The following is a 14,313-nucleotide window of genomic DNA, read 5'->3' as shown; positions in this document are numbered from 1 at the left end:
CTAGACGACGGGCCCGGCACGGAGCCTTAGATACCCTGCTCTACAAACGGCACGGTCAGGGCCAGTGCTGCATCCAGCGCGCCAGCGTCGATACCGCCGCCTTGCGCCATGTCCGGACGACCACCGCCCTTCCCGCCCACTGCCGCAGCGGCTTGCTTCATCAAATCACCGGCTTTGAGTTGGCCAGTCAGGTCTTTGGTCACGCCTGCAACCAGTACGACCTTTTCCTCATGGACACTGCCGAGCAGGATCACTGCGCGGCCGAGTTTGTTCTTCAATTGATCGACCAAGGCCAACAGCGCCTTGCCGTCCTGACCGTCCAGACGCACGGCCAGCACTTTCACACCTTTGACGTCCAATGCCTGCGCCGACAGATCATCACCGGCTGCGCTGGCGGCCTTGGCTTGCAGCTGCTCGAGTTGTTTCTCCAGCAGACGGTTGCGCTCAAGCACAGCCAGCAGTTTGTCGATCAGGTTGTCGCGACTGCCTTTGACCAGGCTCGCGGCTTCCTTGAGTTGTTCATCAGCGGCGTTCAGATACGCCAGCGCCGCAGCACCGGTGACCGCTTCAATACGACGAACGCCAGACGCCACACCGCCTTCGCTGATGATTTTCAGCAGGCCGATGTCGCCAGTGCGATTGGCATGGATACCGCCGCACAGCTCGACGGAGAAATCACCGCCCATGCTCAGCACGCGCACGCTGTCGCCGTATTTCTCGCCAAACAGCGCCATGGCGCCTTTCTGCTTGGCGGTTTCGATATCGGTTTCTTCGGTTTCAACTTCGGTGTTGTTACGCACTTCGCGGTTGACGATGTCTTCCAGGGCTTTCAGTTGCTCTGGCTTGATCGCTTCGAAGTGGCTGAAGTCAAAGCGCAGGCGCTGACTGTCGACCAGCGACCCCTTCTGCTGCACGTGCTCGCCCAATACCTGGCGCAGCGCGGCGTGAAGCAAGTGAGTCGCGGAGTGGTTCAGCGAAGTGGCGTGACGCACGTCGGCCTCAACCTGAGCCTCAACCGGTGCACCGACAATCAAGCTGCCGGAAGCCAGTACGCCGTGATGCAGGAACGCGCCACCGGTTTTGGTGGTGTCGCGCACGTCAAAGCGCGCAAGACCTGCCTGTAAATAACCGCAATCACCAATCTGGCCGCCCGACTCAGCGTAGAACGGGGTCTGGTCAAGAACCACAACGCCCTCTTCGCCTTCGCTCAGCACGTCGACCGATTGCCCGTCTTTATAGAGAGCAACCACTTTGGCCGAACCGCTGGTGGCTTCGTAGCCGGTGAACTCGGTGGCCACATCAACCTTGACCAGGCTGTTGTAGTCCATGCCGAACGAGCTGGCGGAACGCGCGCGCACGCGCTGGGCTTCCATCTCGCGCTCGAAACCTTCTTCGTCGATCGTCAGGCTGCGCTCACGGGCGATGTCGCCGGTCAGGTCCATCGGGAAGCCGTAGGTGTCGTACAACTTGAACACTACGTCGCCCGGAACCACGTTGCCTTTGAGCTCGGCCAGATCCTGCTCGAGAATCTTCAGACCCTGTTCCAGGGTCTTGGCGAACTGCTCTTCCTCGGCTTTCAGGACGCGCTCGATGTGCGCCTGACCCTGTGTCAGTTCAGGGAAAGCATCGCCCATCTCGGCGACCAGCGCGGCAACGATCTGATAGAAGAAGCTGCCCTTGGCGCCCAGCTTGTTGCCGTGACGGCAAGCGCGACGGATGATCCGGCGCAGCACATAGCCGCGACCTTCGTTGGACGGCAGCACGCCGTCAGCGATCAGGAAACCGCAGGAACGAATGTGGTCGGCGACCACTTTCAGCGAAGCCTGGCTGTCATTGGTGCAACCGATGGCCTTGGCTGAAGCGCTCAGCAGGCTCTGGAACAGATCGATTTCATAGTTCGAGTGAACGTGCTGCAGAACGGCACTGATCCGCTCCAGGCCCATACCGGTATCGACCGAAGGCGCTGGCAGCGGATGCAGCACGCCATCAGCCGTGCGGTTGAACTGCATGAACACGTTGTTCCAGATTTCGATGTAACGGTCGCCGTCTTCTTCCGGCGAGCCCGGTGGGCCACCCCAGATGTCGGCGCCGTGATCGTAGAAAATCTCGGTGCAAGGACCGCACGGGCCGGTGTCGCCCATGGTCCAGAAGTTGTCGGACGCGTACGGCGCGCCTTTGTTGTCGCCAATGCGGACCATACGTTCAGCCGGAACCCCGACTTCCTTGGTCCAGATGTCATAGGCTTCGTCATCGCTGGCGTAGACCGTGACCCAGAGCTTGTCCTTGGGCAAGGCCAGGACAGAGGTCAGGAAGGTCCAGGCGAAGGTGATCGCGTCACGCTTGAAATAATCACCGAAGCTGAAGTTACCCAGCATTTCAAAGAACGTGTGGTGACGAGCGGTATAGCCGACGTTTTCCAGGTCGTTGTGCTTGCCGCCAGCGCGTACGCACTTCTGGCTGCTGACGGCGCGGGTATAGGCGCGCTTTTCCTGGCCCAGAAAGCAGTCCTTGAACTGGTTCATCCCCGCGTTAGTGAACAGCAGGGTTGGGTCGTTGCCCGGAATCAAAGAGCTGGAGGCTACACGGGTGTGGCCTTGCTCTTCGAAGAAGCGAAGGAAGGCTTCACGGATTTCTGCGCTTTTCATTAGGTTCTTCCACGGAGACTGCGGCCAAAGGCCTGTGCAAAACGTCAATAGACGGAGCGACGGCAAAGGGCCGCATTATATCGGCGTTAGTGACTAGGTACAGTGTGTTTGTACGATACAGACAGTCAATTGGACGGCCAACACCATCAGTTGCGAGAAAAAGCGATGAAAGTCGCTACAACCTGCTCAATCTGCGCCCGACTGACGTCCAGATGGGTGACCATCCGCAACCGCGGGGCCGCACTGAGTTTGATCCCGCGCTCACCGGCGAAGGCTTTCAGCGCTTCTGCTTTGTCACCGAGTTGAACATAAACCATATTGGTCTGCACCGGTTCAACCGTGTAACCCGCCTTGCGTAAGCCTTCAGCCAGCAACTGAGCGTTGGCATGGTCATCGGCCAAGCGCGGGACCTGATGGTCCAGCGCATACAGCCCCGCCGCAGCGAGAATACCGGCCTGACGCATGCCGCCACCGACCATCTTGCGCAGGCGCCGCGCCTTGCCAATCAACTCGGACGTGCCGCACAGCACCGAGCCAATCGGCGCGCCGAGGCCTTTGGACAGGCAGACCGACACCGAATCGAAATGCTGAGTGATCTCCCGCGCGTCGACGCCCAGCTTGACCGCAGCGTTGTACAACCGCGCGCCATCCAGGTGCAGTGCAAGACCATGCTCCTGGGTAAAACTGCGCGCTCGGGCCAGATACTCCAATGGCAGGACCTTGCCTTGCATGGTGTTTTCCAGGGCCAACAAGCGCGTGCGGGCGAAATGGAAGTCGTCCGGCTTGATCGCAGCAGCCACCTGCGTCAGGTCCAGCGAGCCATCAGCCTGGACCTCCAGCGGCTGCGGCTGGATCGAACCCAGCACGGCCGCCCCGCCACCTTCGTACTTATAAGTGTGTGCCTGCTGGCCGACGATATATTCGTCGCCGCGCTCACAATGGGCCATCAGCCCCAGCAGGTTGCTCATGGTGCCAGTGGGTACGAACAGCGCTTGAGCAAAGCCCAGACGCCTGGCCAGCTCGGTTTCAAGCCGGTTCACCGTGGGATCTTCGCCGTACACGTCATCACCGGTGGCGGCCGTTGCCATTGCGTGGAGCATCCCGGCAGTCGGTTGGGTCACTGTGTCGCTACGAAGATCGATAACTCTCATGTAACAGGCCTCGGCAATGGGACGCGAACGTCGCCGCTAAATGGGAAAATCCCTTTCGAACTCGATTACTGCGGTCATCGCACTCGATAATCAAGACTCCAGGTAAGAAAAGCCTGATCAAGCCAACGGAAAATTCGATTCATATCATCAGAAAGCAGCGATGCACTGTTCAGAAATATATGTTAAAAACTCACCGCTGCCAGAAATCCTGGTGGCAACGTTCTCAGGGCGGGGTGTAACTCCCCACCGGCGGTAATTGCGCGCAATGCGCATAGCCCGCGAGCGCTTGGTGACACGAACAGCTTGGGCAGTGTGCGTCGGCAAGGTCAGCAGACCCGGTGTGATCCCGGGGCCGACGGTCATAGTCCGGATGAAGAGAGAACGGGATTGGCGCCAAAGGGCCGTCTCAAGGCTTTCGTGCATGTCACTGCAGGATTGACCGGAACGTACCCTTAAATCCCCTTCGATTCATAACGCCCTGTTTTTCACACAAACAGGAGTCAGAACAGATGCAACCCACCGCAATCGATAGCAAAAGCAAAAGCCACCACGGCGAGCGCGTCGCGTTTATTCAGGCCTGCTGGCACAAGGACATTGTCGATCAGAGCCGTAAAGGCTTCGTCGCCGAAATGCTCATCCAGGGCTATCAGGAAAGTGATATCGATTTCTTTGAAGTCGGCGGCGCCTTTGAAATCCCGCTGCACGCCAAGCTGCTGGCCAAGTCTGGCCGTTACGCCGGCATCGTCGCTGCCGGGCTGGTGGTGGACGGCGGAATCTACCGCCATGAGTTCGTCGCCCAGTCGGTGATCAGCGGCCTGATGCAGGTTCAGCTGGAAACGGAAGTGCCGGTGTTCTCGGTCGTACTGACCCCACATCACTTCCATGCGGGCGAAGAGCATCAGAAGTTCTTCTTCGAACACTTCGTGCATAAAGGTCAGGAAGCGGCGAAGACGTGTGCCGATACCTTGCACAAGACCCGTGTATTGCGCCGTCATGAGCAACAACGGGCAGTAGCGGTTTAAACACAAGACCTGTGGGAGCGGGCTTGCTCGCGATAACGGACTGACAGTCAACATCATTGTTGAATGTTAAACCGCTATCGCGAGCAAGCCCGCTCCCACATTAGATTTTCGTCAGCAGCGAAACCCGGTTAAGCCAGGTTTTCGCCTGTGGTTGGCACGATCAGAATCCCTGCCCGCAAGCCATTCTTCACCTTCGGGTTAGGGAAAATGATCCGCGCGCCCTCTTCTTCGACGATCCAGCGTGTCTGGGCGATGTCTTCGGCCAACAGATAACCCACTTTCAGCTCCGAGAAGTTCTCGACATCCGTCGGCAAATGCAGGTGGAACGTATCGCTGTGCTTGATGATTTCCCGCGCCACGCTGAACAGCTGCAGACCGTCCAACCCTTCGTCAGCCAGCGACGGCTCGGTGCCTTCGATGATCTGCTTCAGGCGATTTTCCAGGCGTTCGACGTTAACCCCTTGGTTCTGCCCAAACGGCCGGGCTTTGCCCAACTCAAGGGTGAAGGACTCGGCGCCAAGTTTGTCATAGGTGTAAGAGCTGAAAACGATGGAAGGCTTGTTCTGCAACAGCACCGCTTCCATACCGGCGGCGCGCAAACGGACCAATTCCTGGCGTGAATGCTGACGACCTTCCTTCCAGGGATACAGCGCGAACTGTTCGATCTTCGAGCCGCGAATCGCGGTGTGCAGGTCGTAGTGCAAGCGGCTGCGATCCGGCAGGCTGAAGAAGCTCGCTGCCAGGCGCTCCAACTCGCAAGCGCGCAGGGCTTCCGAACCACTCGTCAGTTCGTGACGGCCGTTGAACAGCCGGTTGACGTCCTGCTCGATATAACGCTCGCCGTGGCGCATGGCCTCGGGGTTGCCGAACAGGAACAGAATGCGTGCGCGTGGCTTCAACTCACCACGGGCGATGTCATGCAACAGACGATCAAGTAGCTCGATCGGTGCCGTCTCGTTACCGTGGATGCCGGCTGACAACAGCACGTCCATGCCATTATCGCGAGCCTCGGGGGGCCGGACTTCCAGCGCTCCTTCGCTCAGCCAGCGCATCCGCACGCCTTCGACAGTCAGTTGAGTCTTCTCCGCCGGTTCGCGGCCGGCGAGGGTCAGTTCAAGCAGTTTGCCGAGGGCGAGCATAGAGCAATTTCCTTAGTGGTCGTGCGCGCAATCAGGGCCGTGCACGTGGTCTTCGTCACCGACTTCAGCCGGTTCCATTTCCAGTTGCAGACTTACCAGATTAGTCGCCAATGGGCGCAACAGTATGTTCGCGTATTCGGCGTCGCCTTCTTCAACATCCACGCCGATCAGCAACTGGCCGCGGCCATCGTGCTGAATCCACAATTCCTTGCCTTGCCACATCACCGCAACGCGGGTGCAGGAAGTTTCCAGCTGAGTGCCGTCGGTGTCTTCAAGGATCAGCTGCAGGGTATCGCTCATTATTACGCTCTCATCTGGAAATAAAGCTACGCGCCCGGCTCTGCTTGAACCGCACGCGTGGCTTTCAATTGATCTGGAATGGATAAACCGCGCCCAGTTTAAGGATTTGTGTCAGTTCATCCAGTGCCGTCCGGCACTCAAGCAACAATTGCGGGTCCGCCAGATCGGTTTCGCTCAAGCGGTCGCGGTAGTGCTTGTCGACCCATTGGGTCAGCGTGTCGTACAACGGCGCGGTCATGATAACCCCTGGGTTGACCGCCGCCAGCTCGGTTTCATTCAGCGCGACACGAAGACGCAGGCACGCCGGGCCACCACCGTTCTGCATACTTTGCTTGAGGTCGAAGACTTTTACTTCGCGGATCAGACCACCCGAGCTGGTCAGCCCTTGCAGGTATTGCCAGACGCGGTCGTTGTTCTGGCACTCTTGCGGCACGATCAACAGCATTGAGCCGTCGGCGCGCGACAGCAGCTGGCTGTTGAACAGGTAGGAACGCACAGCGTCTTCTACCGACACCTGGGAACGCGGCACACAGATCGCTTTGAAATTACCGCCGCGCCTGGCCAGCTTGCCCTGCAATTCAGCCAGCATCTGCTCGGTGTCGAGGAACGCGTCCTCGTGATAGAACAGCGCCTCGCCGTTGCCCACCGCGATCACGTCGTTATGGAACACGCCCTGATCGATCACCGATGGATTCTGCTGAGCGTAGACCACACCGTCATCGCTCAAGCCGTGCAGGCGTGCGACCGCTTGCGAAGCTTCAAGCGTCTGGCGCGCCGGGTACTTTTGCGGTGCCGGGTAACGGGTATCGAACGCGCTGCGACCGAACACGAAGAACTCGACACCGGCCTCGCCGTATTCACGGCAAAAGCGTGTGTGGTTGGCCGCGCCTTCGTCACCGAACTGTGCCACTGCCGGCAGTGCGGCGTGGTGGGCGAAGTGCTTCTGGTCAGCGAACATCGCCCCCAGAACACGGCTGGTGGTCGGGTGCTCAATGCTGCGGTGGTATTTGCAGTTGAGGTTGGCGGCGGTGAAATGCACGCGACCGTCAGCGGTGTCGGCGCTTGGGCTGACTGTGGCGGCGTTGGCCACCCACATGCTCGAGGCCGAGCAGCTGGCGACCAGCAACGGCATCGCCTGCTTGGCCGCTTGCTCGATCACTTGAGCATCGCTGCCGCTGAAACCCAGGTTACGCAGTGCCGCCACATCCGGGCGTTCTTGCGGAGCCAGGACGCCTTGTTGAAAGCCCATTTCCATCAGCGCTTTCATTTTCGCCAGGCCTTGCAGCGCCGCTTCCTTGGGATTGGAGGACTGCTGGCTATTGCTCTGGGACGCGACGTTGCCGTAGGACAGGCCGCCGTAGTTATGGGTCGGCCCCACTAGACCGTCAAAATTGACTTCATAGGATTTCATCAGCGAGGCTCCACGAATCTGTTGTTATAGGCATCAGTAACTAACTGTTCAGTGCGACCGAGTCGCGGCCATCGCGAGCAAGCCCGCTCCCACAAGAGCTGCGCTGCACCTGTGGGATTGGCAAGCCCGCTCCCACAAGGACGATGCAAAACCCCTGTGGGAGCGAGCTTGCTCGCGATGGCGGTCTTACGACATGCGTACGCCCGGCGTCAGCGCGGTCGGCAACGTCAGGCTCGGTGTTTCCAGCGAAGCCACCGGGTACGCGCAGTAATCGGCCGCGTAATAGGCACTGGCGCGATGGTTGCCCGAGGCGCCCACGCCACCGAATGGCGCGCTGCTCGCAGCACCGGTCAACTGCTTGTTCCAGTTGACGATACCCGCACGGCTTTCCAGCCAGAACTGCTGATAGCGCGCCTCGGAATCCGACAGCAAACCAGCCGCCAAACCGTATTGAGTATCGTTGGCTTCAGCGATCGCCGCCTCAAAATCCGCGTAGCGGATCACTTGCAGCAATGGACCGAACAGTTCTTCGTCCGGGCGATCGCTGACGGCGGTCACGTCGAGAATACCGGGGGTCAGCAACGCGGCCTGGGCCTGCGGCTGGGTCATTTCCAACAGCGCCACCGCGCCGTTACCGAGCAAGTGCTCCTGAGCATCCATCAACGCACGGGCGGCGCCGAGGGAAATCACCGAGCCCATGAACGGCGCTGGTTGCTGGTCGAACGCACCGACTTCAATCGTCGAGCTGACCGCCACCAGACGCTCCAGCAGTGTGTCGCCCCAGGCGCCTTGCGGTACCAGCAAGCGGCGAGCACAGGTGCAACGCTGACCGGCAGAAATAAAGGCCGACTGAATAATGGTGTAAACCGCGGCGTCGAGGTCAGCAACCTGATCGACCACCAGCGGGTTGTTGCCACCCATTTCCAGCGCCAGGATCTTGTCCGGGCGACCGGAAAACTGTTGATGCAAATGGTTGCCGGTGCGGCTGGAGCCGGTGAAGAACAAACCGTCGATGCCCGGATTGGCCGCCAGAGCGATCCCGGTTTCGCGAGCGCCTTGCAGCAGGTTCAGGACGCCAGCCGGCAAACCGGCTTCGATCCAGCACTTGACCGTCAGCTCGGCGACTTTCGGGGTCAGCTCGCTGGGTTTGAACAACACACTGTTACCGGCCAGCAACGCCGGAACGATATGACCATTAGGCAAGTGGCCCGGGAAGTTGTACGGGCCGAACACCGCCACTACACCGTGTGGCTTGTGGCGCAATACGGCGGTGGCGTCGCCCAATGGGCCGCTCTTCTCGCCGGTACGCTCGCGGTAGCTTTGCACCGAGATGGCGATCTTGTTGATCATGCTGGTGACTTCGGTGGCTGATTCCCACAGCGGCTTGCCGGTTTCTTCGCCGATGCAGCGGGCCAGTTCGTCGGCGTGGCTTTTCAGGCTCGCAGCGAAGGCTTCCAGCACACTGATGCGATCTTCCAGCGAACGTTTGGCCCAGGCAGGAAACGCCTGACGAGCAGCCTGCACGGCAGATTCGACTTGCGCGACGTTAGCGCCGTTACCGGACCACACCACTTGCTGGGTCACCGGGTTCAGCGATTCGAAGGCTTCGCCCTGGCCTTCCAGCCATTCACCTGCGATATAAAGCGTGCTCATTATTTCGACTCCCGAGAAACTGGCTGGGCCGACAACGGCACAGCACGTACCTGATCGCCGGCATTGAGTTTAAGGCGTTTGGCGGTCAGTTGATCGACCACCAGAGTGCCCGCGGCGGAACGTGCTGGAGCGGCAGTGATCCGGCAGTCTTCGCGCTTGCGGTTGTGAATCAGGAATGGCGTAGCGTCGTCACCTGGGGTGCCAATGGCCAGCACCAGCGCCTGACTGTCGCGCACTGCGCGGATCTTGCCGGTTTCGCACTCCACTGCCGGGCCGGCGTCGAAAATATCGACGTAGCCTTGATAGCTGAAGCCTTCGCTTTTGAGCATCGCCAGCGCCGGTTCGGTGTCAGGGTGAACCTTGCCGATCACATTGCGTGCGTCCTCAGAGAGGAAGCAGGTGTACAACGGGAACTTCGGCATCAGCTCGGCGATGAACGCCTTATTGCCCACGCCGGTCAGGTAATCAGCCTGGCTGAATTCCATTTTGAAGAAGTGCCGACCCAGGCTTTCCCAGAACGGCGAACGCCCGGCTTCGTCGGACATGCCGCGCATTTCGGCGATGATCTTGTTGCCGAACAGTTGCGGGAATTCAGCAATGAACAGCATCCGCGCCTTGGCCAGCATGCGGCCGTTGAGGCCACTGCGGTAATCGGCATGCAGGAACAACGAGCACAGCTCGGAGTTGCCGGTCAGGTCATTGGCCAGGAACAGCGTCGGGATCTCGCGGTAGATGTTCAGCTCTTGGGAAGCGCTGACGGTCAGACCGACCCGGAAGTTGTACCAGGGCTCACGCAGGCCAACTGCGCCGGCAATCGCGGAAATGCCCACGACGCGACCGTTGTCGTCTTCAAGCACGAACAAATAGTCCGCATCACCGCGCTCGGCTTCACCGCGAAAAGTCTTTTCCGCCCAACCGACCCGATGCGCCAGGCGCTCTTCGTTGGCCGGCAAGGTGGTCAGGCCGGTGCCAGTGCTGCGGGCAAGTTCAATCAGAGCGGGTAAATCGCTGCTGCGTACGGGACGAACGATCATGCTATCTCCTCAAACGGGCCGCTTGCGCCACCCGTGAAACTCACTGCTTTCTAGGCACTCTTTATAGACATGGCAGCAGGCTTTAAACCGCCACCAGGCGCACGCTGGCACCTTCGCCGACGCCCAGGGCTTCGGCCGCGTCAAGATCCAGGGTCACGGGCTTGCCCGGCGCGTAGTCAAGCTCGAGCAATACCGCGCGGTAATCCTGCAACTGGGCGTTGGCCACCAGGTATTGACGACCGGCGCCTTTGACCGGTTCGCCGATTTTCACCGGGACCACACGGCTCTGAGCGATCGAACGGATCCCCGAAACACGGGCGTGCAAGGTCGGGCCACCGTCGAAGATGTCGATGTAGTGATCCGTTTCGAAGCCTTCGCGCATCAGAATGTCGAAAGTGATCTGCGCCCGCGGATGCACCTGACCCATCGCCTCTTGGGCGGAGTCCGGCAGCAGCGGCACATAGATCGGGTAATGCGGCATCAGTTCTGCGAGGAACGTCCGGCTTTTCAGCCCGCACAGACGCTCGGCGGCAGCATAGTTAAGGTCGAAGAAGTTACGGCCGATGGCGTCCCAGAACGGCGAATCGCCATTCTCGTCGCTGTAACCGACGATCTCGGTCACTACCGAATCAGCGAAACGCTCCGGGTGGCTGGCGACGAACAGTAGACGACCACGGGAATTGAGTTCCGACCACGCCGAACCCACCAGCTCCGGGACCACATAGAAGCTGGTCAGCAGGCTGTTGCCAGTCAAATCATGGCACTGGGAAAGCACGTGGATCTTGTTATGAATCTTCAGCTCACGGGAGGCGTGAACGAAGGTTTCATTACGGAAGCTGTAGAACGGCTCGGAGTAACCGGCCGAAGCCACGATCGCTGAGCAACCGACCAGTTTGCCGGTGGCCGTGTCTTCGAGAACGAAGAAGTAGCTCTCTTCACCGTTGAAGCTGACTTCGGCAGCGAACGAGGCTTCGGACGCGGCGATCTTGTCGCTCAGGCGTTCGACATCATCCGGCAAGGAGGTGACACCAATCGGGCTGTCCGCAGCCAGACGCTGTACCTCGCCCAGATCAGCCATTTGCGCGGGGCGCATCACCAGCATGGTGTCACTCCTTACTCTCGAAAAAACTCACAGAAGAAAATATCCCGAGCCGCACCTTGAGGAGACTGTGGGAGCGAGCTTGCTCGCGATTGCGTCCTGTCAGACAACAAAGATGTTGGCTGTCAGGCCCTCATCGCGAGCAAGCTCGCTCCCACATTGATCCGGCCCGAAACAAAAATTGGGTTCGACGCCTGAAAGTCAGGCGTCGAAATAACTATCAGGCTTGAGTCAGTTTCGCCACGGCGCGTTCGAAACGCTCCAGGCCCTGCTCGATTTCAGCGTCTTCAACCACCAGGCTTGGCGCGAAACGAATCACGTCCGGGCCGGCCTGCAGGATCATCAAGCCTTCGCGTTCAGCTGCGTTGAACACGTCTTTAGCCTTGCCTTTCCAGGCATCGCTCAGGACGCAGCCGATCAACAGACCCAAACCGCGAACTTCAGTGAACAGGCCATATTGCTTGCCGATCTGCTCCAGACGAGTCTTGAATTTGTCGTGCTTGGCTTTGACGCCGCTCAGCACTTCTGGCGTGTTGATCACGTCAATCACCGCTTCCGCCACAGCGCAAGCCAATGGGTTGCCGCCGTAAGTGGTGCCGTGAGTACCGACCACCAGGTGTTTGGCCAGCGCTTCGGTGGTCAGCATTGCCGCGATCGGGAAACCGCCGCCCAGGCTCTTGGCGCTGGTCAGGATGTCCGGGGTCACGCCGTAGTGCATATAGGCAAACAGCTCGCCGCTGCGGCCCATGCCGGTTTGCACTTCGTCGAACACCAGCAGCGCGTTGTGCTCATTGCACAGCTCGCGAGCGCCTTGCAGATAAGCCAACTCGGCCGGCAATACACCGCCCTCGCCCTGAACCGGTTCCAGCACCACAGCGCAGGTCTTGTCGGAGATGGCGGCCTTCAGCGCTGCCAGATCGTTGAACGGCACATGAGTGATGCCAACGATTTTCGGGCCGAAGCCGTCGGAGTACTTGGACTGACCGCCCACGTTCACAGTGAACAGCGTGCGACCGTGGAAGCTGTTCAGCGCGGCGATGATTTCGTATTTTTCAGAACCGAAACGGTCATGAGCAACACGACGAGCCAGCTTGAAAGCGGCCTCGTTGGCTTCGGCGCCGGAGTTGCAGAGGAACACGCGCTCGGCAAAGGTAGCGTCGATCAGCTTATGGGCCAGGCGCAGGGCCGGCTCATTGGTGAACACGTTGGACACGTGCCACAGCTTGTTCGCTTGTTCGGTCAAAGCACCCACCAGCGCAGGGTGTGCGTGGCCCAATACGTTAACCGCGATCCCGCCGCCGAAATCGATCAGCTCACGACCCGACTGATCCCAGACTCGGGAGCCGGCACCGCGCACAGGAATGAAAGCAGCAGGCGCGTAGTTGGGAACCATTACCTGGTCGAAATCGGCGCGTTGCACCGGAGCATGCTCAACGGACATCGGAGTCTCCTGAAGAGGAACGCCTGCCTGAAACTGGCAAGCGATGGGGGGATTGTAAGGACAGTTTTCAGCTTGGCCTTGCCGCCAAGCGACAACTTCTTATAGCGCCAAACCCGGTTTTGCCCGGGTTTATGGCAATGCGACAAATAGCGTCGCAAAGGCGCAGTTTAAACTGCTGGCGGGGGATAGCGGCAGGGTTGAAGAATTTGATTTACATAGCGGTTGAGAGGTGCGGCGCAAGTGATGGCCTCATCGCGAGCAAGCCCGCTCCCACACTGAATCGCGTTCAGGCATCAATCTGATGCCCACGGCAGATCTAATGTGGGAGCGGGCTTGCTCGCGATGGCGATAGCAAAGACACAATATATCTTGAGACTCAGCCGCGCTCTGAAGGCACCGACGACAATTCAAACGGGCTACTACTACGCCGTTGGTTGCGGTCTTCCCGTGGCGTGGCGCCGAAGAAGTTGCGGTAGGCGCTGGAGAAGTGCGGCCCCGAGGAGAAGCCGCAGGACAAACCGATCTGAATGATCGACTTGCTGGTCTGCATCAACATTTGCCGGGCCTTGTTCAGGCGCAGCTCCAGGTAGTACTGGCTCGGCACACGGTTGAGGTACTGCTTGAAGATCCGCTCAAGCTGCCGACGGGATACGCACACGTGCTGGGCGATTTCGTCGGTGGTCAGCGGCTCTTCGATGTTCGCTTCCATCAGCAACACGGCTTGCGTGAGCTTCGGATGGCTGGAGCCTAAACGATTCTGCAACGGAATGCGCTGACGCTCGCCGCCTTCACGAATGCGCTCAACCACTAACTCTTCGGAGACCGCGCCAGCCAGTTCCGCGCCGTGGTCACGGGCCAACACCGCCAGTAACAGATCAAGCACCGACATCCCGCCACACGCGGTCAGGCGATCACGATCCCAGTCGAACAGATGGCTGGTGGCAATGACTTTCGGGTAGCGCTCGGTGAAATCATCCTGCCAGCGCCAGTGCACCGCAGCGCGGTAACCATCGAGCAAGCCCAGTTGCGCCAGTGGGTAAACACCTGCGGACAAACCGCCGATCACACACCCTGCACGTACCAGCTGCTTGAGCGCACTGCTGAGCGCCGGCGCGATGGCTGTCGGCGGTTCATCCGCCAGCAAAAACAGTTTCTGAATGCCTTCGAGCTTGCCGGCCCAAGGTTCGCCTGGCAATTGCCAGGCCCCAACGGCCGGCAGTTCGGCCTGCAGAAACGAGAGTTCGTAAACAACATCCGGATGCACGCGCTGAGCAACACGCAAGGCCTCCTCAGCCAGCGCCAGCGTCAAGGCTTTAGTGCTGGGCCAAATCAGGAAACCAATTCGATGGGCAGTCATGGCGTGCAATCCGAAGCGAAAACAGTGTTAAAAGCCGAAGGCGGCAGCAACCAAATTAGAC

11 protein-coding genes and 1 riboswitch are annotated in these 14,313 nt (G+C 59.6%); of the genes, 1 reads left to right on the top strand and 10 read right to left on the bottom strand.

What is annotated here, in order from left to right; genetic code table 11:
* Positions 1–26: 26 nt before the first annotated feature.
* Both alaS and ltaE read right to left on the bottom strand, forming a co-directional pair.
* The gene (alaS, locus tag ACN1C3_RS27460; protein WP_419118873.1) at positions 27–2,645 is read right to left on the bottom strand and encodes an alanine--tRNA ligase; all 2,619 of its coding nucleotides are present in this window, start codon (positions 2,643–2,645) and stop codon (positions 27–29) included.
* Between the two features lie 146 nt (positions 2,646–2,791).
* Positions 2,792–3,796 carry a low-specificity L-threonine aldolase gene (ltaE, locus tag ACN1C3_RS27455; protein WP_419118872.1) on the bottom strand — a complete coding sequence of 335 codons (1,005 nt, stop codon included), beginning with the start codon at positions 3,794–3,796 and terminating at the stop codon, positions 2,792–2,794.
* Positions 3,797–4,011: 215 nt separating this feature from the next.
* A riboswitch (FMN riboswitch) is annotated at positions 4,012–4,183 on the top strand.
* A 122-nt stretch (positions 4,184–4,305) separates the two neighbouring features.
* On the opposite strand from ltaE, the gene ACN1C3_RS27450 reads away from it, so the two are divergent.
* A complete protein-coding gene (locus ACN1C3_RS27450; RefSeq protein ID WP_419118871.1) occupies positions 4,306–4,818 on the top strand; it encodes a 6,7-dimethyl-8-ribityllumazine synthase in 513 nt (170 codons plus the stop codon).
* 128 nt (positions 4,819–4,946) lie between these two features.
* On the opposite strand, the gene astE is transcribed toward ACN1C3_RS27450, so the two are convergent.
* From astE to argR, 8 genes are all read right to left on the bottom strand, one after another.
* Complete coding sequence (gene astE, locus ACN1C3_RS27445) at positions 4,947–5,957, bottom strand: succinylglutamate desuccinylase (RefSeq protein ID WP_419118870.1); 1,011 nt, start codon at positions 5,955–5,957, stop codon at positions 4,947–4,949.
* A gap of 12 nt (positions 5,958–5,969) precedes the next feature.
* A complete protein-coding gene (locus tag ACN1C3_RS27440; protein WP_419118869.1) occupies positions 5,970–6,257 on the bottom strand; it encodes a topoisomerase II in 288 nt (95 codons plus the stop codon).
* A gap of 64 nt (positions 6,258–6,321) precedes the next feature.
* A complete protein-coding gene (gene astB / locus ACN1C3_RS27435; protein WP_419118868.1) occupies positions 6,322–7,668 on the bottom strand; it encodes an N-succinylarginine dihydrolase in 1,347 nt (448 codons plus the stop codon).
* Positions 7,669–7,854: 186 nt separating this feature from the next.
* Positions 7,855–9,324, bottom strand: a complete 1,470-nt coding sequence (astD, locus tag ACN1C3_RS27430; RefSeq protein WP_419118895.1) for a succinylglutamate-semialdehyde dehydrogenase — start codon at positions 9,322–9,324, stop codon at positions 7,855–7,857.
* Positions 9,321–10,355, bottom strand: a complete 1,035-nt coding sequence (astA, locus tag ACN1C3_RS27425; protein WP_419118867.1) for an arginine N-succinyltransferase — start codon at positions 10,353–10,355, stop codon at positions 9,321–9,323. Before astA ends, astD begins: the two co-directional genes overlap by 4 nt.
* 82 nt (positions 10,356–10,437) lie before the next feature.
* On the bottom strand, positions 10,438–11,457 hold the full coding sequence (gene aruF, locus ACN1C3_RS27420; protein ID WP_419118866.1) for an arginine/ornithine succinyltransferase subunit alpha: 1,020 nt from the start codon (positions 11,455–11,457) through the stop codon (positions 10,438–10,440).
* A gap of 217 nt (positions 11,458–11,674) precedes the next feature.
* Positions 11,675–12,895 (bottom strand): aspartate aminotransferase family protein, encoded by a 1,221-nt coding sequence (locus ACN1C3_RS27415; RefSeq protein WP_419118865.1) that lies wholly within the window; start codon positions 12,893–12,895, stop codon positions 11,675–11,677.
* 376 nt (positions 12,896–13,271) lie between these two features.
* Positions 13,272–14,252, bottom strand: a complete 981-nt coding sequence (gene argR, locus ACN1C3_RS27410; protein ID WP_419118864.1) for a transcriptional regulator ArgR — start codon at positions 14,250–14,252, stop codon at positions 13,272–13,274.
* Between the last annotated feature and the right edge of the window lie 61 nt (positions 14,253–14,313).

The sequence above is a fragment of the Pseudomonas sp. H11T01 genome (assembly GCF_048515765.1).
Taxonomy (GTDB): domain Bacteria; phylum Pseudomonadota; class Gammaproteobacteria; order Pseudomonadales; family Pseudomonadaceae; genus Aquipseudomonas.
This window is presented reverse-complemented; position numbering and strand designations above follow the sequence as displayed.

Bases quoted from the DNA above. Each gene is read 5' to 3' on its own strand.
- astB (WP_419118868.1), bottom strand. From the start codon at position 7,668: ATGAAATCCTATGAAGTCAATTTTGACGGTCTAGTGGGGCCGACCCAT.
- argR (WP_419118864.1), bottom strand. From the start codon at position 14,252: ATGACTGCCCATCGAATTGGTTTCCTGATTTGGCCCAGCACTAAAGCC.
- aruF (WP_419118866.1), bottom strand. From the start codon at position 11,457: ATGCTGGTGATGCGCCCCGCGCAAATGGCTGATCTGGGCGAGGTACAG.
- ACN1C3_RS27450 (WP_419118871.1), top strand. From the start codon at position 4,306: ATGCAACCCACCGCAATCGATAGCAAAAGCAAAAGCCACCACGGCGAG.
- alaS (WP_419118873.1), bottom strand. From the start codon at position 2,645: ATGAAAAGCGCAGAAATCCGTGAAGCCTTCCTTCGCTTCTTCGAAGAG.
- astE (WP_419118870.1), bottom strand. From the start codon at position 5,957: ATGCTCGCCCTCGGCAAACTGCTTGAACTGACCCTCGCCGGCCGCGAA.
- ACN1C3_RS27415 (WP_419118865.1), bottom strand. From the start codon at position 12,895: ATGTCCGTTGAGCATGCTCCGGTGCAACGCGCCGATTTCGACCAGGTA.
- astA (WP_419118867.1), bottom strand. From the start codon at position 10,355: ATGATCGTTCGTCCCGTACGCAGCAGCGATTTACCCGCTCTGATTGAA.
- ACN1C3_RS27440 (WP_419118869.1), bottom strand. From the start codon at position 6,257: ATGAGCGATACCCTGCAGCTGATCCTTGAAGACACCGACGGCACTCAG.
- ltaE (WP_419118872.1), bottom strand. From the start codon at position 3,796: ATGAGAGTTATCGATCTTCGTAGCGACACAGTGACCCAACCGACTGCC.